This window comes from Duganella sp. 1224 (assembly GCF_013408245.1).
Taxonomy (GTDB): Bacteria; Pseudomonadota; Gammaproteobacteria; order Burkholderiales; family Burkholderiaceae_D; genus Rugamonas.
Genome location: NZ_JACBYS010000001.1, coordinates 1,801,504 through 1,820,255 on the forward strand (window position 1 = coordinate 1,801,504; position 18,752 = coordinate 1,820,255).

At 67.2% G+C, this 18,752-nt stretch carries 15 protein-coding genes; 7 read left to right on the top strand and 8 right to left on the bottom strand.

What is annotated here, in order from left to right:
• Positions 1–29: 29 nt before the first annotated feature.
• On the bottom strand, positions 30–1,163 hold the full coding sequence (locus tag FHW58_RS07965) for a GGDEF domain-containing protein (protein WP_373996641.1): 1,134 nt from the start codon (positions 1,161–1,163) through the stop codon (positions 30–32).
• A 131-nt stretch (positions 1,164–1,294) separates the two neighbouring features.
• On the opposite strand from FHW58_RS07965, the gene FHW58_RS07970 reads away from it, so the two are divergent.
• The 3 genes from FHW58_RS07970 (at position 1,295) to serB (ending at position 6,719) form a co-directional block, all read left to right on the top strand.
• Positions 1,295–2,221 carry a 5'-nucleotidase gene (locus FHW58_RS07970; RefSeq protein ID WP_179672505.1) on the top strand — a complete coding sequence of 309 codons (927 nt, stop codon included), beginning with the start codon at positions 1,295–1,297 and terminating at the stop codon, positions 2,219–2,221.
• A gap of 155 nt (positions 2,222–2,376) precedes the next feature.
• Entirely contained in the window at positions 2,377–5,829 is a 3,453-nt protein-coding gene (gene mfd / locus FHW58_RS07975) for a transcription-repair coupling factor (RefSeq protein WP_218892644.1), read from the top strand.
• 47 nt (positions 5,830–5,876) lie between these two features.
• Complete coding sequence (gene serB, locus FHW58_RS07980) at positions 5,877–6,719, top strand: phosphoserine phosphatase SerB (protein ID WP_179672507.1); 843 nt, start codon at positions 5,877–5,879, stop codon at positions 6,717–6,719.
• Positions 6,720–6,743: 24 nt separating this feature from the next.
• Here serB and FHW58_RS07985 read toward each other — a convergent pair whose 3' ends face one another.
• Complete coding sequence (locus FHW58_RS07985) at positions 6,744–7,712, bottom strand: sensor domain-containing diguanylate cyclase (protein WP_179672508.1); 969 nt, start codon at positions 7,710–7,712, stop codon at positions 6,744–6,746.
• A gap of 59 nt (positions 7,713–7,771) precedes the next feature.
• Positions 7,772–8,248: a low molecular weight protein-tyrosine-phosphatase gene (locus FHW58_RS07990; RefSeq protein ID WP_179672509.1), complete on the bottom strand. Its 477-nt coding sequence runs from the start codon at positions 8,246–8,248 to the stop codon at positions 7,772–7,774.
• A gap of 58 nt (positions 8,249–8,306) precedes the next feature.
• Here FHW58_RS07990 and FHW58_RS07995 point away from each other — a divergent pair, with 58 nt between their 5' ends.
• Positions 8,307–9,206, top strand: coding sequence for an alpha/beta fold hydrolase (locus FHW58_RS07995; protein ID WP_179672510.1), 900 nt, complete (start codon positions 8,307–8,309; stop codon positions 9,204–9,206).
• Positions 9,207–9,240: 34 nt separating this feature from the next.
• The gene (locus FHW58_RS08000) at positions 9,241–9,603 is read left to right on the top strand and encodes a hypothetical protein (protein WP_179672511.1); all 363 of its coding nucleotides are present in this window, start codon (positions 9,241–9,243) and stop codon (positions 9,601–9,603) included.
• Here FHW58_RS08000 and FHW58_RS08005 read toward each other — a convergent pair.
• The 3 genes from FHW58_RS08005 to FHW58_RS08015 are packed head-to-tail and all read right to left on the bottom strand — an operon-like array spanning position 9,575 to position 13,933.
• Positions 9,575–11,041: a UdgX family uracil-DNA binding protein gene (locus FHW58_RS08005; protein WP_229265081.1), complete on the bottom strand. Its 1,467-nt coding sequence runs from the start codon at positions 11,039–11,041 to the stop codon at positions 9,575–9,577. The genes FHW58_RS08000 and FHW58_RS08005 overlap by 29 nt on opposite strands.
• Positions 11,017–12,249: a putative DNA modification/repair radical SAM protein gene (locus FHW58_RS08010; protein WP_179672512.1), complete on the bottom strand. Its 1,233-nt coding sequence runs from the start codon at positions 12,247–12,249 to the stop codon at positions 11,017–11,019. Before FHW58_RS08010 ends, FHW58_RS08005 begins: the two co-directional genes overlap by 25 nt.
• A gap of 58 nt (positions 12,250–12,307) precedes the next feature.
• A complete protein-coding gene (locus tag FHW58_RS08015) occupies positions 12,308–13,933 on the bottom strand; it encodes a methyl-accepting chemotaxis protein (RefSeq protein WP_179672513.1) in 1,626 nt (541 codons plus the stop codon).
• A gap of 325 nt (positions 13,934–14,258) precedes the next feature.
• Between FHW58_RS08015 and FHW58_RS08020 the strand changes: the two genes are divergently transcribed.
• Positions 14,259–15,080 carry a TauD/TfdA family dioxygenase gene (locus tag FHW58_RS08020; protein ID WP_179672514.1) on the top strand — a complete coding sequence of 274 codons (822 nt, stop codon included), beginning with the start codon at positions 14,259–14,261 and terminating at the stop codon, positions 15,078–15,080.
• A gap of 80 nt (positions 15,081–15,160) precedes the next feature.
• Positions 15,161–16,546 (top strand): MFS transporter, encoded by a 1,386-nt coding sequence (locus FHW58_RS08025; RefSeq protein WP_179672515.1) that lies wholly within the window; start codon positions 15,161–15,163, stop codon positions 16,544–16,546.
• Here the strand turns inward: FHW58_RS08025 and hisC are convergent.
• On the bottom strand, positions 16,527–17,585 hold the full coding sequence (hisC, locus tag FHW58_RS08030; RefSeq protein ID WP_179672516.1) for a histidinol-phosphate transaminase: 1,059 nt from the start codon (positions 17,583–17,585) through the stop codon (positions 16,527–16,529). The genes FHW58_RS08025 and hisC overlap by 20 nt on opposite strands.
• Positions 17,582–18,751: a cystathionine beta-lyase gene (locus FHW58_RS08035; RefSeq protein ID WP_179672517.1), complete on the bottom strand. Its 1,170-nt coding sequence runs from the start codon at positions 18,749–18,751 to the stop codon at positions 17,582–17,584. The genes hisC and FHW58_RS08035 overlap by 4 nt, the downstream gene beginning before the upstream one ends.
• Between the last annotated feature and the right edge of the window lies 1 nt (position 18,752).

Genomic DNA, 18,752 nt, shown 5'->3' on the forward strand with positions numbered 1-18,752 from the left:
TTGCCGGATTATAGCGCAGGCGCGCCGCCTCAGCCGGCGGCCACCTGGTTGCGGCCGGCGCGCTTGGCGGCGTACATGGCGGCGTCGCCGGCCGCCATCAGCCGGAACAGATCGTAGCTGTGCTGGTCCGAGCACACCACGCCCAGGCTGGCCGTGTAGCGCACCGCCACGCCGGCGTCCTCCACCACCTCGCCGGCGATGCGCGCGCGCACCCGCTCGGCGATGCCCAGCGCCGTCGCCAGGTCGACCCCGTCCAGCACCAGCACGAACTCCTCGCCGCCGAAGCGCGCCAGCAGATCCTGCGGCCGCAGCTCGAGCCGCAGCAGCAGCGCCAGATGGCGCAGCACGGCGTCGCCGACCGGGTGGCCATGGGTGTCGTTGATGCGCTTGAAGTAATCGGCGTCGATCATGATCACCGCCAGCGGCCGGGCGGCGCGCAGCGCGCGCAGGGCGACGCGCTTGCCCTGCAGCTCCAGGCCGGCGCGGTTCAGCGCCCCGGTCAGCGGATCCAGCGTCGACAGCCGGCGCAGGCGCTCGGCGTAGCGCCACATGACCATCTGGATCAGGCCGAAGGCGATGCAGATCTGCGCCAGCGGTATCGCCAGCGTGCTCAGGCCCATCACCAGCGCGCCGCCGCGGTCGGCCGGATCGCCGTGCAGCAGCATGTGCACGCCGCGCAACACCAGCGCCAGCCCCAGCAGCACAAAGCCGCCCAGGCTGACGATGCCGACGCGCCACACGCCCTGGCGCGCCACCACCGCCGCGCACAGCCAGTTGAGCAGGCCGAAATACAGGCCGCTGAAGCACAGCCGCGCGCGCAGGCTGGGCGCGCCCAGCGTGAACCAGGCCGGCACCAGCAGCGCCACGCCGACGATGGCCGCCACCGCCGTCCAGGACAAGTCGGCCGCCGTGTGCACGCGCAGGCCGCGCAACACCAGCGCCAGGCCGAGCGCGACCACGCCGTAGCCGAGCACCCCGTGCAGCAGCAGCGGCAGCGCCGTGGCGTTGCTCAGCGCCAGCCCGACGCAGGCCAGCACATTGCCGCCGGCCCACCAGCGCTGCTCCGGCGGGCTCTCGGTGTAGCAGGCCGCCACCACCAGCAGCGCGGTGGTCAGCAGCGTCACGCAGACCTGCACCAGCAACAGAGTATCGAGATTGAGCACGCGCGTCCCCGCAAAAGAGCTGCCAATGTAGCGCAGCGCCCGCCGCCAGGCAATGATTAAATTGCGGAAAAGAAATCATGCAGCAACGCCGGATGCGGTACAGTAACGCTCTGTCCACTACAGCGCCCATCATGCCCTATCCTATCGAGCACAAGCTGGTGATCGGCATCGCCTCCAGCGCCCTGTTTGACCTCAGCGCCTCGCACCAGGTGTACCTGGAGCACGGCCCGGAAGCCTACCGCAGCTACCAGGAGGCGCACCTGAACAGCGTGCTCGACAAGGGGGTCGCCTTCCCCTTCATCCGCCGCTTCCTCAGCATCAACCAGGCCCACCCGCAGGCGGCGCCGGTCGAGGTGGTGCTGTTTTCGCGCAACTCGCCGGAAACCGGGTTGCGCGTGATGAACTCGATCGCCCACTACGGCCTCGACATCGCGCGCGCCTGCTTCCTGACCGGCGAGTCGCCGTACCGCTACCTGCCGGCCTTCAACACCTCGCTGTTCCTGTCGGCCAACGAGGACGACGTGCGGCGCGCGCTGGCGGCCGACTACCCGGCCGGGCTGGTGCTGCCGTCGCGCCCCGAGGACGACGCTGCCGACGGCGAGCTGCGCATCGCCTTCGACTTCGACGGCGTGATCGCCGACGACGAATCGGAAACCATCTTCAAGCGCAACCACGACGTTGCCGAGTTCCACGCCCACGAGACCGCGCGCGCGGCGATTCCGCACCAGCCCGGCCCGCTGGCCGACCTGTTCCGCAAGCTGTCCGTGATGCAGCGGCTGGAGGAAGAGGCGCAGCGGGCCGACCCGGCCTACCAGAAAATCCTGCGCATCGCCATCATCACCGCGCGCAGCGCGCCGGCGCACGCGCGGGTGGTGACCACGCTGAAGAGCTGGGGGGTATCGGCCAACGAAACCTTCTTCCTGGGCGGCATGGAAAAAGCCCGCGTGCTCAGCGTGTTCCGGCCGCACATGTTCTTTGACGACCAGCTCAGCCACCTGCACTCGCCGGCCGGCGACATCCCGATGGTGCACATCCCGTTCGGCGTGGCCAACCGCTAACTCCGGGGTCAGGTCCTCCATTTCTACACGACCTCTGCCGTACGCGCGCGTACGGCAGAGGTCGTGTAGAAATGGAGGACCTGACCCCGGAGTGGGGTTCGTCTATAATGGCGGCAGCGGCGTTGCCACCCGGGCGGCGCCCGGATAACCGTTGAATGTGTGTTGTGTCCTCAGCCTTAACTAAATCCATCCCCAAACCCGGCCACCGCTATGCCCTGCCCGCGCTACACGGCTCGGCGGACGCCTACGCGCTGGCGCAGATCGCGCTGGCCCTGAAGGCGCGCGGCCAGATGCTGGCGGTGGTGGTCGCCAGCGCCAGCGACGCCCAGCGCCTGCGCGACGAACTGCCCTGGTTCGGCGGCGCCGCGCTGCGCTGCCACCTGCTGCCCGACTGGGAAACCCTGCCCTACGACGCCTTCTCGCCGCACCAGGACCTGGTGTCCGAGCGCCTGGCCACGCTGCACGAAATCGCCAGCGGCCAGTGCGACGTCATGCTGGTGCCGGCCACCACCGCGCTGGTGCGCATGGCGCCGCCGTCGTTCCTGGCCGCCTACACCTTCTTCTTCCAGCAGGGCGAGTCGCTCGACGAGGCGGCGCTGAAGTCGCAGCTGACGCTGGCCGGCTACACCCACGTGACGCAGGTGATGTCGCCCGGCGAATACTCGGTGCGCGGCGGCCTGATCGACCTGTTCCCGATGGGCTCGGCGCTGCCGTACCGGCTCGACCTGTTCGGCGACACCATCGAGACCATCCGCACCTTCGACGCCGACAGCCAGCGCTCGCTGTACCCGGTCAAGCAGGTGCGCCTGCTGCCGGGGCGCGAGTTCCCGATGGACGAGGCGGCGCGCAGCGCCTTCCGCAGCCGCTGGCGCGAGCACTTCGAGGGCGACCCGTCGCGCGCCGTGGTGTACAAGGACATCGGCGCCGGCATCGCCTCGGCCGGCATCGAATACTACCTGCCGCTGTTCTTCGAGCAGACCGCGACGCTGTTCGACTACCTGCCGCCGGGCACGGTGGTGGCCACGGTGGGCGACATCGAGGCCGCCATCCAGCGCTTCTGGAGCGACACCCACGCGCGCTACCGCTTCCTCAAGGCCGACCGCGAGCGGCCGATCCTGGCGCCGGAGGCGCTGTTCCTGTCGGACCAGCAGTTCTTCGTGCTGGCCAAGCCGTCGCCGCAGATCGCCCTCCGCCAGCACGCCGACGCCGGCGCCTCCGAGCTGTCGGCGCCGCTGCCCGAGATCGCCGTCAACCGCCACCTGGACGACCCGCTGACCAACCTGCGCGCCTACCTGCTGCGCACCGACCGCCGGGTGATGATCTGCGCCGACTCCAACGGCCGGCGCGAAACGCTGCAGCAGTACTTCAGCGAATACGGCCTCGATCCGGCCCCGGTCGAAGGCTACGACGGCTTCGCCGCGTCCGACGCCCGGCTGGCGCTGGGCGTGGCGCCGCTGCACGCCGGCTTCGAACTGAACGCCGACGGCCTGCAACTGGCCTTCATCACCGAGACCGAGCTGTACGCCGGCTCCGGCCGCCGCGCCGGCAGGAAGAAGCAGGAAGCGGTCACCCAGGTCGAGTCGATGGTGCGCGACCTGTCGGAACTGAAGATCGGCGACCCGGTGGTGCACATCAACCACGGCATCGGCCGCTACATGGGCCTGACCAGCATGGACCTGGGCGAAGGCGAGGCGGAATTCCTGCACCTCGAATACGCCAAGGAGACCAAGCTGTACGTGCCGGTGTCGCAGCTGCACGTGATCTCGCGCTACTCCGGCGCCGCGCCGGACGACGCGCCGCTGCACACGCTGGGCTCGGGCCAGTGGGAAAAAGCCAAGCGCAAGGCCGCCGAGCAGGTGCGCGACACCGCCGCCGAGCTGCTCAACCTGTACGCCCGGCGCGCGCTGCGCCAGGGCCACGCGTTCGAGTACTCGGCGCACGACTACGAGCGCTTCGCCGACAGCTTCGGCTTCGACGAAACGCCGGACCAGCAGGAAGCCATCAACAACGTGGTGCGCGACATGACCTCGGGCAAACCGATGGACCGCCTGGTGTGCGGTGACGTCGGCTTCGGCAAGACCGAGGTGGCGCTGCGCGCCGCCTTCATCGCCGTCATGGGCGGCAAGCAGGTCGCCATCCTGGCGCCCACCACGCTGCTGGCCGAGCAGCACGCGCAAACCTTCGCCGACCGCTTTGCCGACTGGCCGGTCAAGATCGCCGAGATGTCGCGCTTCCGCACCGGCAAGGAGATCGCCCAGGCCATCAAGGGCATGGCCGACGGCACGCTGGACATCATCATCGGCACCCACAAGCTGCTGTCGGAGGACGTCAAGTTCACCCGCCTCGGCCTGGTCATCATCGACGAGGAGCACCGCTTCGGCGTGCGCCAGAAGGAGGCGCTCAAGTCGCTGCGCGCCGAGGTCGACGTGCTGACGCTGACCGCCACGCCGATCCCGCGCACGCTGGGCATGGCGCTGGAAGGCCTGCGCGACTTCTCGGTGATCGCCACCGCGCCGCAAAAACGGCTGGCGATCAAGACCTTCGTGCGCAGCGAGAGCGAATCGATCATCCGCGAGGCCTGCCTGCGTGAGCTCAAGCGCGGCGGCCAGGTGTACTTCCTGCACAACGAGGTCGAGACCATCCAGAACCGGCTGGCGATGCTGACCGCGCTGCTGCCGGAGGCGCGCATCGCCGTCGCCCATGGCCAGATGCACGAGCGCGACCTGGAAAAGGTGATGCGCGACTTCGTCGCCCAGCGCTACAACATCCTGCTGTGCACCACCATCATCGAGACCGGCATCGACGTGCCGACCGCCAACACCATCATCATGCACCGCGCCGACAAGTTCGGCCTGGCGCAGCTGCACCAGCTGCGCGGGCGCGTCGGCCGCTCGCACCACCAGGCCTATGCCTACCTGCTGGTGCACGACGTGCAGTCGCTGACCAAGCAGGCGCAGCGCCGCCTGGACGCGATCCAGCAGATGGAGGAACTGGGCAGCGGCTTCTACCTGGCCATGCACGACCTGGAGATCCGCGGCGCCGGCGAGGTGCTCGGCGACAACCAGTCGGGCGAGATGACCGAGATCGGCTTCCAGCTGTACTCGGACATGCTGAACGAGGCGGTGCGCGCGCTCAAGGCCGGCAAGGAGCCGGACCTGGCGGCGCCGCTGTCGTCCACCACCGAGATCAACCTGCACGTGCCGGCGCTGCTGCCGGCCGACTTCTGCGGCGACGTCCACGAGCGGCTGTCGATCTACAAGCGCCTGGCCAACTGCACGACGCCAGGCCAGATCGACGACATGCAGGAAGAGCTGATCGACCGCTTCGGCAAGCTGCCGGACGCCGTCAAGGCGCTGATCGAAACGCACCGCCTGCGGATCGCCGCCAAGACGGTCGGCATCGTCAAGATCGACGCCCACACCGAGGCCGCCAACCTGCAGTTCATGCCCCAGCCGCCGATCGACCCGATGCGCATCATTCAACTGATCCAGAAGAACCGCCAGATCAAGCTGAATGGCCAGGACAAGCTGAAGATCACCGCCGCCATGCCGGACCTGGCCGCGCGCGTCACGCAGATCAAGGCCGCCATCAAGCAGCTGACCGCCTAAACGCCCCTTAACTACCTCTTACGCACATGACTAACGCAAACACCGCCATGAACCTCGTACTGCAGGGCGTGGGCGATTGCAAGGCGCGGCTGGAGCGCATCGCCGCGCTGACCGCCTCGGACCACCTGACCTGGCTGGGCGACAACGCGGTGCGCTGCGAAGGCTTCGCCTTCTCGACGGCGCTGTGCCAGACCATCGAGGTGGCCGCCCAGGCCGCGCAGCTGGACACCACCTACTCGATCGGCCTGCACAAGATGAGCGACTACAAGCTGCTGGCCATGGACATGGACTCGACGCTGATCACCATCGAGTGCATCGACGAAATCGCCGACATGCAGGGCCTGAAGGCCGAAGTGGCGGCGATCACCGAGGCCGCCATGCGCGGCGAGCTGGATTTTGCCGCGAGCCTGACGCGCCGCGTGGCGTTGCTGGCAGGGCTGGACGCGTCGGCGCTGGCGCGCGTCTACGAGGAGCGCCTGCGGCTGTCACCCGGCGCCGAGCGCATGCTGAAGGCGGTGCGCAAGGCCGGCCTCAAGACGCTGCTGGTGTCGGGCGGCTTCACCTACTTCACCGAGCGCCTGCAGCAGCGCCTGGGCCTGGACTACACCCACGCCAACCAGCTGGAAATCGTCGACGGCAAGCTGACCGGCAAGGTGGTCGGCGGCATCGTCGACGCCGAGGAGAAGAAGCGCACGGTGGAACGGGTGTGCGCGGAGCTGGGCATCGCGCCGTCGCAGGCGATCGTCATGGGCGACGGCGCCAACGACCTGAAGATGATGGGCGTCTCCGGCATGTCGGTGGCGTTCCGCGCCAAGCCGGTGGTGCGCGACCAGGCCAACGTGGCGCTCAACTTCGTCGGCCTGGATGGCATCCTGCCGCTGCTGACCTGATGCCGGATGCCGGATGCCGGCGACCTAATGCCGGCGCTTCCTGGCCGCCTTGATGGCGTACATCTCGGCGTCGCCGGCAGCCAGCAGCGCCTCCACCGAGCGCGGCGCGGCCGGGTCGAACTCCACCACGCCGGCGGAAAACTGCAGGTCGTAGCCGCGCCGCGCGCGGGCGTTGTACTCGCCCAGCAGCGCGCCGAACTTGTCCAGCACCCGCTCGGCGTCATCCTTGCCGGCGCCGGTCAGCAGTACCACGAATTCATCGCCGCCCAGCCGCGCGAACAAATCGGTGCTGCGGAAGCTGGCCTGCATCACCTCGGCAAACGCCACCAGCGCGAGGTCGCCCTCCGCGTGCCCGAACTGGTCGTTGATCGGCTTGAAGCGATCGAGGTCGATGAAAGCCAGCGCCGCCGGCTGGCGGTTGCGCACGCACACATTCAGGCCATAGTCGGCCAGTTGCAGGAAGCCGCGGCGGTTGGAGATTTGCGTCAGGTCGTCGGTGGTGGAGGTCTGGAACGCCGCCAGCTCATCCTGCACCATCGACGCCAGGTCGAGCAGCGCCAGCGCGTCCTCCTCGTCGAACACGCGCGGCACGGTGTCGATGATGCACAGCGTGCCAACCTTGGCGCCGTCCGGCGCGCGCAGCGGGCAGCCGACGTAAAAGCGGATGTGCGGCGCCCCGGTCACCAGCGGATTGTCGGCAAAGCGCGGGTCGGCCAGCGCGTCGGGAATCAGAAAAATGCCGTCGCCGAGGATGGCGTGGCCGCAGAACGAGACATTGCGCGGCGTCTCGCCCACGTCCAGCCCCTGCGCCGACTTGAACCACTGGCGGTTGGCGTCGACCAGGCTGACCAGCGCGATCGGCACGCGGAACATGCGCTTGGCCATGCGGGTGACGCGGTCAAAGCGCTCCTCGGCCGGGGTGTCCAGCACATTCAGCGACTTGAGACTGGCAAGCCGGGAGGATTCGTTGTGGGGAATGCCTGGCTGTTCCAAGGGATCTCCTATGCTTGTAAGGGCGTAGTCGGCCCCATCATACCCCAAACCGCGGCGGCTTACTTCTTATTCAAAGTTGCGAGCAGGCCGTCGGCGGCGTCCTCCAAGTAGTCGAGCACCAGGTCGAAACCCTGGCTGCCGCCGTAGTACGGATCGGGCACCACGTCCGCCGCGCTGCGGGTGGCGTGCGCCATCATCAGGCCCAGCTTGTGCCGGTGCTGCGGCGGACAGGCGGCCCGCAGCAGCGCCAGGTTGTCGTGGTCCATCGCCAGCAGATGGTCGAAGTCCTCGAAATCGAGCGCCGTCACCTTGCGCGAGCGCTGCGCCGACAGATCGTAGCCGCGCCGCGACGCGTATTCCATCGATCGCTGGTCCGGCGGCTCGCCGACGTGATAGCCATGCGTGCCGGCCGAATCGATGACAAAGCGCCCGCTCAGCCCCGCCGCCGCCACGCGCCGCCGGAACACGCCCTCCGCCGTCGGCGAGCGGCAGATATTGCCCATGCAGACAAACAGCACCGAAACAGGTTTCGCCATTGCCGCCAGCTCCTTATATAATCAGCATCGTTGCATTTTATGCGAAAAAGGACCGGGCATGAAACTGAGTTGCGGTTGCCGCGTGCGCAATGTGCGCGACGTGGTGCAGGACGCGGACATTCCGCTGGCGGTGCTCTACCCGGCGCACGGCGCCGAACACACCGCGCATTTCGGCCCGTATTCGCTGGACGTGGTCAGCGACGCCGCGCCGGCGGACGGCGTGTATCCGCTGGTGGTGATCTCGCACGGCCACTCCGGCACGCCGTGGGCTTACCGCGAACTGGCCAAACACCTGGCGCTGTCCGGCTTCGTGGTGGCCCTGCCCGCCCACACCGGCAACACGCGCGACGACAACACGCTGGCCGGCACCGCCGCCAACCTGGCCAACCGGCCGCGCCACATCACGCTGAGCATCGACGCGGTGCTGGCCGACGCCACGCTGGCGCCGCACGTGCGGCGCGACGGCGTGGCCGTCATCGGCCACTCGATCGGCGGCTACACGGCGCTGGCGGCGGCCGGCGGCCTGCCATGGAGCGGCCCCTACGACCGCAAGGACACCGACACGCCGCCAGCGCCGGTGCCGGTGACGCCGGACCCGCGCATCCGCGCGCTGGTGCTGCTCAATCCCGCCACCTTCTGGTTCATCGCCGGCTCGCTGCGGCCGGTGCGTGTGCCGATCCTGATCCGCACCGGCGAAAAGGACGAGATCACGCCGATCGAACACGCGCACAAGATCATCGAGGGCGTGGCCGAGCCGGCGCTGGTGGAGCACCAGGACATCCCCGGCGCCGGCCACTTTGCCTTCATGAGCAAGTTCCCGCCGGAGCTGACGCGGCCCAACTTCAAGCCGTCGCAGGACCCGGAAGGCTTCGACCGCGAGCGCATCCAGCCCGCCTTCTTCGCCGACGTGACCGCCTTCCTGCGGCGGACACTGTGCGACACGCCGGCCGCCGCCTAGCTATACTCGGACAAAAATACACCAAGGAGAAATCATGTCCCAACAACTGGTACTGGACGGCCGCCTCGAATCGGCCAAGACCACCGCGTGGTGGCTGTACGTCATCCACGCGGTCAGCTTCGTCTTTTCGCTGGGCGCGTTCTCCATCATCCCACTGATCCTCAATTATCTGCAGCGGCCCAGCACCGAGGGCACCTTCGTGCACAGCCACCACACCTGGATGATCCGTTCGTTCTGGTGGTACGTGGTGTGGGTGGTGGTGGGCGCCGCCTTCTTCATGACCTTCATCGGCATCCCGGTGGCATGGCTGATCTGGATCGGCGCCTGGCTATGGAAGGCCTACCGCCTGATCGTCGGCATCAGCCGCATCAACCGGAACGAGCCGGCGCCAATCTAAGCGCCTGCCGCAGGCCGGCGACGATGACGTCGTAGGCCTGCTTGCGGCTTTCCTCATCGCGCGCGCGCAGCACAAACGACGGGTGGTAGACCGCCACCACCCAGCGTCCCTCGTGCTGGAACGGCGCCTCCATCACGGCGCTCATGGTGGCGCCGCCGTCGCGCAGCACCGACTTCAGCGCGGTCGCCCCCAGCGCCACCACCACCTCCGGCCTGACCTGCTGCAGCTCCTCCTCCAGCCACACGTGACAGGCCGCCACCTCGCGCTGGGCCGGCGTCTTGTGCAGGCGGCGCTTGCCGCGCAGCTCCCACTTGAAATGCTTGACGGCGTTGGTCAGGTAGACCGCGTCGCGCGCCACGCCGGCTTCGGCCAGCGCCCGGTCCAGCACCGCGCCGGCCGGGCCGACAAACGGCAGGCCTTGCAGATCCTCCTGGTCGCCCGGCTGTTCGCCCACCAGCATGATGCGCGCCTGGCGCGGGCCGACGCCCGGCACGGCCTGGGTGGCGTTGCGCCACAGCTCGCAGCGGCGGCACTGGTCGAGCGTGTCCGGCGCGTCGCGCCGCGGCTGCGCGCGTTCCGGCGTCACCGCGATGGTGGTGGCGCCGCCGCGCCGGCCCACGGTGCCGGTCTGGCCGGTACGGCGTTCGCCGGTGGCGGCGCCACTGATCATGGCCGGCACGATCGCCCCCTCCGGCAGATTTTTCCAGAAGCGCGAAGGAATATGGCTGCGCAGCAGATCGGCGTTCAGGCGCGCCGGATTGAAGATGCTGCGGTAGTAGGTGAGCCACAACGATTCGCCGGCGTCGTCGATGTCGGCCGCGCCGCGCATCAGGGCCGGCGCGTTGTGCAGGTGTTCACCGTCCCACAGCACGGTGGCGGTGGGCGTGGCGATCATCCAGGTGGCGTTACCCATGCGGCGGGCGAAATGGCGCGCCACCTGCGGCAGCACCTCATGCGTTGGCTCGAACCAGGCGACGAAGCGTGGCGCGCCGTCTTCCTCCTTGCGTTCGCGGAATCGTACATAGGCATGCATGTCGTGCTCCTCGCGGCGGACCGCTTTGACCATCGCGTACAGGCGCGCGCCATCGACGTCCGCCGCCGACATCACATCGCGCTCGCCGCGCTGCCAGCGCCACAGCACCTTGTACAGAAAGGCCCAGCGGTCGGCGGCGCTGAAGCACGCCGCGCTGGCCAGCATCTCCATCAACTCGCGCGGCACGCGCAGCGCCGACCCGGCCGCGGCCTCGGCCCCGTGCCCGTGCCAGTGCCCGGCTGCGCCGTCGGCGCCGAACGAAAACAGATCGCCATCCGCCTCGCTGGCCGCCCACTCAACGGACGCCGGCGGCACCGCGCGCGCGACCAGATCCCGCGCCGCCGCCCGCCACTCATCAAACGACCGCGCCACCTTGCGTATCATGCCGCCTGCAACTCCGGCCATAAATTCATCTGTTGCGGCGCATCCGCCATCGCCCGCCGCAGATGCTCGGACGGGCTGGTATCGCGCGCCGGAAAATAATCCGCCGTAATGATGAACGGCGCGATCTTCTTCATACTGCAGCGCAAACGCGACAGGTCGGCATACCGCACCTGCCGCAAGCGGCGCAACTCGACGATGCGCTGCGCATTGCGCAATCCTATGCCAGGCACGCGCGCAATCATGTGCGGTTCCGCACGATTCAGGTCCAAAGGAAAATGCTCGCGGTGCGCCAGCGCCCACGCCAGCTTGGGATCGATATCCAGCGCCAGGTTGCCACCACTGGACGGCAACAGCTCCTGCGCCTGAAAGCCATAGCCACGCATCAGGAAATCCGCCTGGTACAACCGGTGCTCGCGCAGCATCGGCGGCGGCGCCAGCGGCACGCTCTTGGGGCTTTGCGGAATCGGGCTAAAGGCCGAATAGTAGACACGCTTGAGCTTATAGCTGCCGTACAGCGTCTGCGCGGTGGACAGGATCTGCTGATCGTCGCTGCCGTCGGCGCCAACGATCATCTGCGTGCTTTGCCCGGCCGGCGCGAAGCCTGGCGCCTTCGGCTCCTCCGCCTTCTCATCCAGCTTGCGGCGGATCGCCCCCATGGCCAGCTTGATGGTGTGAACGCTCTTCTCCGGCGCCAGTTTCTGCACGCTGTCCTGCGTTGGCAGCTCGATATTGACGCTCAGCCGGTCCGCATAACGCCCCGCCGCCGCGATCAGCGCCGGATCGGCATCGGGGATCGTCTTCAGATGGATATAGCCGCGGAACTGGTGCACCTCGCGCAGCTCGCGCGCCACCTGCACCAGCTGCTCCATGGTGTAATCCGCCGACTGGATGATGCCCGAACTGAGAAACAGCCCGTCGATGTAATTGCGGAGATAAAAATCGGTTGTCAGCCGCACCACCTCCGCCACCGCAAAGCGCGCGCGCGGCACGTTCGACGAGCGTCGGTTGACGCAATACTGGCAATCGTACAGGCAGTAATTGGTCAGCAGGACCTTCAGCAGCGAGACGCAGCGGCCATCCGGCGTGTAGCTGTGGCAGATGCCCATGCCGGTGGTGGCGCCAAAACCGTCCTTGCCGATCGAATTGCGCTTCGGCGCACCGCTGCTGGCGCACGAGGCGTCGTATTTGGCCGCATCGGCCAGGATTTCCAGCTTGTCCCTGATCTCCATCGCATTTTCCGATACACTGTGTTTATATACAGTATATCAGCAAATGCGCGGCGGCAGCCTATTTTGTCATGGACAACTGCCGTCGCTGTTGCGCGGGCGCCGTCAGCCTGCGCAACGCGCCCTCCTCGTGCTGGTTCAACTGGAACACGCTGACCAGCTGCGCCAGCGACGTCGCCTGCTCCTGCATGCTCTGCGCCGCCGTCGCCGCCTGCCCCACCAGCTCCGCGTTCTGCTGCGTCACCGTGTCCATTTGCGCGATGGCCTGGTTGACCTGCTCGATGCCCAGGCTTTGCTCGCGCCCGGCGTTGGTGATCTCGGAAATCAGATCGGTCACGCGCTGCACGCTGGCCACCACGCGCTCCATCGTGCTGCCGGCTTCCGCCACCAGCTTGCTGCCCTCCTCCACCTGGCTGACCGAATTGCCGATCAACTCCTTGATCTCGCGCGCCGCGCCGGCCGAACGCTGCGCCAGATTGCGCACCTCGGACGCCACCACCGCGAAGCCGCGTCCCTGCTCGCCGGCGCGCGCCGCCTCCACCGCCGCGTTCAGCGCCAGGATATTGGTCTGGAACGCGATACCGTCGATGACGGCGATGATGTCGCCGATCTTTCGCGACGAGGCATTGATCGACTCCATCGTGTGCACCACCCGGCCCACCACTTCGCTGCCCGCCTGCGCCACGTCGGAGGCCGAACCGGCCAGCTGGTTGGCCTGCGCCGCCGCCTCGGAATTCTGCCGCACCGTGGACGTCAGCTCCTCCATCGACGCCGCCGTCTCCTCCAGCGAACTGGCTTGCTGCTCGGTGCGCGACGACAGATCCAGGTTGCCGGCCGCGATCTGCCCCGAGGCCGAGGCGATCACGTGGGTCGAGCCACGGACGTCGGTGACGATCTTGGCCAGATTGTCGCGCATGGTCTTCATCGCAAACAGCAGGCTGTGGCTGTCGCCGGCGCGGGTTTCCACCTGCGCCGACAGGTCGCCGGCCGCGATGCGGTTGACGATGTCCACCGCGTAGGCCGGCTCGCCGCCCAGACTGCGCATCAGCCGGCGCGTGATGATGAACGCGGCGGCCGCGCCCAGCGCCACGCTGACCAGCATCAGCGTGATGATCAGCGTGCGCGATGACGCGTAGCGCTTCACGCCCTCGGCCGCCGCCGCCTTGCCGCCATCGCTGTAGAAGGTGACCAGCTTGTCGACCTGGGCGCGCATGGAGACGATCAGCTTGTTGGATTCGCCGCGGATCAGCTTCTTGGCGTTGTCGGCGTCGCCAGCGCGCACGGCGGCGCGGATCTTCGCGTCCTCCTCCATGTAGCGTGCCCATTGCTCGGTGAATTGCGCATACATGGCTTTTTCCTCCACCGTTTCCAGTAACACCTGGTATTCATCCTGCATCTTTTTCAGGTCGTCCAGGTCGGTCGCGATGACTTTATCGTATTTATCCAGCTCGGTGGGCTCGCTGGAAATAATATATTGCAATTCCCGTGTGCGAATTCGCGCTATTTGGGATTTAATATCCTCAATAATTCTCACACTTGGTAACCAACGCGATGATAAGCGTGTCGATATTTCATTTACTTGCGATAATTCCATTATTGAGAATATGCCCACAATCGCTGTCATGGACAAAACCGCGCAGAATGCGGCCGCCAGCTTGGTTGCAAGAGGCAATTCAGTTAATCGCATAATGATATTCCCCGGTTAAAAAGACGTTTATCCCTTCTTGAAATTCATCATAACGTAAGCCGGCGGCGTTTTATCGCCACTGTCAGAATTAAACTACAAACCGATTATTAAAAATCCCCTAGAATATTTTTAATCACACAGGGAGGTAATCATGCTGTCATCCGTCGAATACCAGGGCAAGATCGCGAAGGTGAATATTGATTTTTCATGGAATAATGATTTCAATATTATCTTTGACATATTAAGCCAACGGTTTAATGGTTTTAATGACAATGGCTTTTATCCGCATCCGGATGAAGTGGTCTTGCGACAGGAGCTGAAAGAGGTGTCCACGTTGCGCCGGCTGGCGGAACGCATCGGCGCGCTGAACGTCAACGGGCTGGTGCTGCACAATCTGGGGCTGCGCGACCTGCCGGAAGAGCGCCGCAACGCCGTGCTGTATGCGCTGACGCTGATGCTGGGGTATCCCACCTCCACCGACCAGCGCACCGGCCGCGTGGCCTGGGACGTCAAGGCGCGGCCGGCCAGCGATAGCGATGGCCGCTTCGTCACCTTCTCCGAGCGGGTGGGCAGCGCCGATATGCATACCGATTCGTCGTTCTACCCGATGCCGGAGGAGCAGTTCATCCTGTACGTGGTGAACGCCGCGCAATGCGACGGCGGCCACTCGATCCTGATCGACGCGGACGACGTCTACGCCGCGCTGCAACGCACGCCGGAAGGCGCGGCCGCGTTTGAACTGCTGCGCACAACGCCGGTGCCGTTCCGCGTGCCGGCGGTGTACGCGGCGGGGGATGACAATCTGGAGATCCACGTGGCGCCGGTGTTCGGGCCGCCGGTGCGCGCGGGCGACCGCTTCACCATGCGCTGGCGCTACGACGCGATCAAAAAAGGCCTGGCGGCGCGGCCGGACATGGGCAGTCCGGCGCTGGAGGACGCGGTGGAGATCATGCACCGCGTTGCCGAGCGGGAAGCGACGCGCTTCATGGAGCAGCTGCCGACCGACACGCTGATGCTGGCCGATAACCACCGCATGCTGCACGGCCGCACCACCTACACCGACGAGCGGCGCCACCTGATCCGCATCCGCATGTCGGAAGTGCCGAACGCCCAGCGCATCGGCCCTTCCGGCGTGGTGCGCGATTGAGCACGCCAGCGCCTTCCGCCGCCACCGAAGCGGCACGCGATCGGTCCTGCCCACCTGCAGCGGCGGACGTAACGGCGGACATGCCGGCGGGCGTAACGCGGGCGGCCGGTGTGGCGCGGGACGGGCTGGCCGAGCGGCCGCGCGCGCTGGCCATGCTGGCGGTGATGACGGCGGTGGCGATGGCGTCGCTCGACACGGCCATCGCCAACACCGCCTTGCCGGCCATCGCCGCGCAGTTGCGCGCCACACCGGCGGACGCGGTCTGGATCATCAACATCTACCAGCTGGCGATGGTGTCCACGCTGCTGCCCTTCGCCGCGCTGGGCGACATCGCCGGCTACCGGCGCGTGTTCATCGCCGGCCTGCTGGTGTTCAGCGTCGCCTCGCTGGGCTGCGCGCTGGCATGGTCGCTGCCCTCGCTGGTGGTGGCGCGCCTGCTGCAAGGCGTGGGCGCCAGCGCGGTCATGGCCGTGACCACCGCCCTGATGCGCACCATCTACCCGGCCGCACTGCAAGGCCGCGGCTTCGGCACCAACGCGCTGGTGGTGGCCATCGCCTTTGCCGTCGGCCCCACCGTCAGCTCGCTGATCCTCGCGGTGGCCGCGTGGCCGTGGCTATTCGCCATCAACGTCCCGTTCGGCCTTACCGCCTGGCTCATCGCCCGCAAGACGGTGCCGGACAGCGCCCGCGCCACGCACCGCTTCGACTACCTCGCCGCCGGCTACAACGTCGCCGCCTTCGGCTGCCTGGTGCTGCTGGTGGGCGAAGGCGCGCACGGCGCGGCGCCGGAGCACTGGCTGGCGGAACTGGGAATCGCCATCCTGTGTTTCGCCCTGCTGCTGCGCCGCCAGCGCAGCCACACCGCGCCGCTGCTGCCAGTGGACCTGTTCCGCAACCCGATGTTCTCGCTCTCCGCCCTCACCGCCGTCTGCACCTTCGCCGTCCAGGGCGCGGCCTTCGTCGCCCTGCCCTTTTATTTCGAGGCGCTGGGACGATCGCACATCGCCACCGGCTTCCTGATCACGCCCTGGCCGGTGCTGGTGGCCGTCACCGCGCCCCTCGCCGGACGCCTGAGCGAACGCCACGCCGCCGGCGCGCTGTGCGGCACCGGCCTGCTGATCTTGTGCGGGGGCGTGGTCGCGCTGATCGCGCTGCCGGCGGCGGCGGACGATATCGCCATCGCCTGGCGCATGGCCTTGTGCGGCATCGGCTTTGGCCTGTTCCAGGCGCCGAACATGAAAGCCATCATGGGCAGCGCGCCCGCCATGCGCGCCGGCAGCGCCAGCGGCATCGTCGCCACCGCGCGGCTGACGGGGCAAGCCATCGGCGCCGCCACCGTCGCCGGCTGCTTCATGCTGGCCGGCGCCCAGGGACCACGCGACGCGCTGGTCGCGGCGGCGGCATTCGCCGCGGTGGGCGCCTGCGCCAGCTTCGCGCGGCTGCGCGTCAGGCCAGGATTTGCCTGAGCGCGTCCACCAGCTTGGCGCATTCCTCGTCGGTGCCGATGGTAATGCGCAGGAACTGGTCGATGCGCGCCGCCTTGAAGTGGCGCACGAGAATCGCGCGCTCGCGCAACGCCGCCGCCAGCTGCGCGCCGTCCCGCCGGGGGTGGCGGGCAAAAATGAAATTCGCCTGCGACGGCAGCACCTCAAAGCCCAGCGCCTGCATCTGCGCCGTCAGCCACGCGCGGCTGGCGATGATGGCCTGCGCTGTCTGCTCCATGTAAGCCACATCGTCCAGCGCCGCCACCGCGCCGGCCTGCTGCACCTGCCCCAACGGATAGCAATTGAAACTGTTCTTCACCCGCTCCAGCCCCGCGATCAGGTCCGAGTGGCCAAGCGCGAAGCCGACGCGCAGGCCCGCCAGCGAACGCGATTTGGACAGCGTCTGGATCACCAGCAGATTGTCATGGTGTCCCAGCAGCGCGGCGGCGCTTTGCGCGCCGAAGTCCACATAGGCCTCGTCAATCACCACCACCTGGTCTGGATGCATCGCCAGCAGCGACTCGATCTGCGCCAGCGACAGCGCAATGCCGGTCGGCGCGTTCGGGTTGGCCAGAATGATGGCGCCGCACGGCTGCCGATAGTCCGCCACATCGATCTCGAAGCGCTGGTTCAGTGGCACGTACACCGCATCGATGCCATACAGGCTGCAATAGGTCGGATAGAAGCTGTAGCTGATATCGGGCGTCAGCAGCGGCAAATCGTGCTTGAGCAAGGCGTGGAAGGTATGCGCCAGCACCTCGTCCGAGCTGTTGCCGACGAAGACCTGCTCGCGCGTCAGGCCGAAACGGCGCGCCACCGCGTCCTTCACCACAGCATTGGACGGATCGGAATACTTGCGCAAGCCCTCGCCGGCCGCCGCCTGCATCGCGGCGATCGCCTTTGGCGACGGGCCATACGGGTTCTCGTTGGTATTCAGCTTGACCAGGCCGGGCATCTGCACCTGCTCGCCCGGCGTGTACGGCGTCAGGCCGTGGACGACTTTGCTCCAGAACTTGCTCATGCCATTTCCTTGAATGCCTGCTCGATATCGGCGATCAGATCCTGCACGTCCTCCAGGCCGACGTTAAAGCGGATCAGCACCCCCTTGTCGTTCCAGTTGTCGCGCATGTGCTGTATGCGGTAAGGCATGACCAGGCTGTTCGCGCCGCCCCAGCTATAGCCGATCTTGAACAGCTTGAGCGCGTCGACGAAGCGGTCGGTCTGGGCCTCGGTATAGCGCTCATCGAAGATTACCGAAAACAGGCCGCCGGCGCCGGAAAAGTCGCGCTTCCAGACCTCGTGGCCGGGACAATCGGGGAAGGCCGGATGCAGCACCTTGGTCACCTCCGGCCGCGCCTTCAGCCATGCCGCCAGCGTGCGCGCCGCCGCGTCGTGCGCGTCGAAACGCAGGCGCATGGTCGGCAGGCCGCGCTGCACCAGGTAGGCGTCGTCCGCGCCCACGCCCAGGCCGAGGCGCATGTGCGCGAGGCTGATGCGGTCGTACAACGCGCGGTCGCGGGTGATGACGGCGCCCATCAGCACATCCGAGCCGCCGGACTGGTACTTGGTCAGCGCCTGCATGATGATGTCCACGCCCAGATCGAAGCCGCGCAGCGCCAGGCCGGCGGCCCAGGTGTTATCCAGCGCCACCAGCACGCCGCGCGCGTGCGCCGCCTTGCAGATGGCCGGCAGGTCCGGCACCTCCATCGACACCGATCCCGGCGCCTCGGTCCAGATCAGCTTTGTATTCGGCTGGATCAGCGCCGCGATGCCCGCGCCAATCAGCGGATCGTAATAGCGCGCGGTGACGCCGAAATCGGCCGACAGCCAGCGTCCCAGCTCGCGGTTAGGATTGTAGACATTGTCCGGCAACAGCACATCGTCGCCCGACTTGAGCAGCGCCAGGTCGACCATCGAAATGGCCGACAGGCCGCTCGGCGCCAGCAGGCAGTAGTTACCACCCTCGATTTCGGCCAGGCGCGCCTCCAGCGTGAAGGTGGTTGGCGTGCCGTGCAGCCCGTAGGTATAGGCGTTCTTCTCTTTCCAGTCGCCCGAGCGCATGGCCGCCACGTTCTTGAACAGCACCGTGGAGGCGTGATGGATGCCGACCGGGAAAGCCTCGAACCCTTGTGGCGCCTTGTAGTCCGTATGGATCAGCGCCGTCTGCGGAGATTTTTTCACGCTCATG

Coding starts and splice junctions, on each gene's coding strand:
- FHW58_RS07990 (WP_179672509.1), bottom strand. CDS start 8,248: ATGGCGAAACCTGTTTCGGTGCTGTTTGTCTGCATGGGCAATATCTGC.
- FHW58_RS07970 (WP_179672505.1), top strand. CDS start 1,295: ATGCCCTATCCTATCGAGCACAAGCTGGTGATCGGCATCGCCTCCAGC.
- mfd (WP_218892644.1), top strand. CDS start 2,377: ATGTGTGTTGTGTCCTCAGCCTTAACTAAATCCATCCCCAAACCCGGC.
- FHW58_RS08015 (WP_179672513.1), bottom strand. CDS start 13,933: ATGCGATTAACTGAATTGCCTCTTGCAACCAAGCTGGCGGCCGCATTC.
- FHW58_RS08000 (WP_179672511.1), top strand. CDS start 9,241: ATGTCCCAACAACTGGTACTGGACGGCCGCCTCGAATCGGCCAAGACC.
- FHW58_RS07995 (WP_179672510.1), top strand. CDS start 8,307: ATGAAACTGAGTTGCGGTTGCCGCGTGCGCAATGTGCGCGACGTGGTG.
- FHW58_RS08005 (WP_229265081.1), bottom strand. CDS start 11,041: ATGGCCGGAGTTGCAGGCGGCATGATACGCAAGGTGGCGCGGTCGTTT.
- serB (WP_179672507.1), top strand. CDS start 5,877: ATGAACCTCGTACTGCAGGGCGTGGGCGATTGCAAGGCGCGGCTGGAG.
- FHW58_RS08025 (WP_179672515.1), top strand. CDS start 15,161: ATGCCGGCGGGCGTAACGCGGGCGGCCGGTGTGGCGCGGGACGGGCTG.
- hisC (WP_179672516.1), bottom strand. CDS start 17,585: ATGAGCAAGTTCTGGAGCAAAGTCGTCCACGGCCTGACGCCGTACACG.
- FHW58_RS08010 (WP_179672512.1), bottom strand. CDS start 12,249: ATGGAGATCAGGGACAAGCTGGAAATCCTGGCCGATGCGGCCAAATAC.
- FHW58_RS08035 (WP_179672517.1), bottom strand. CDS start 18,751: ATGAGCGTGAAAAAATCTCCGCAGACGGCGCTGATCCATACGGACTAC.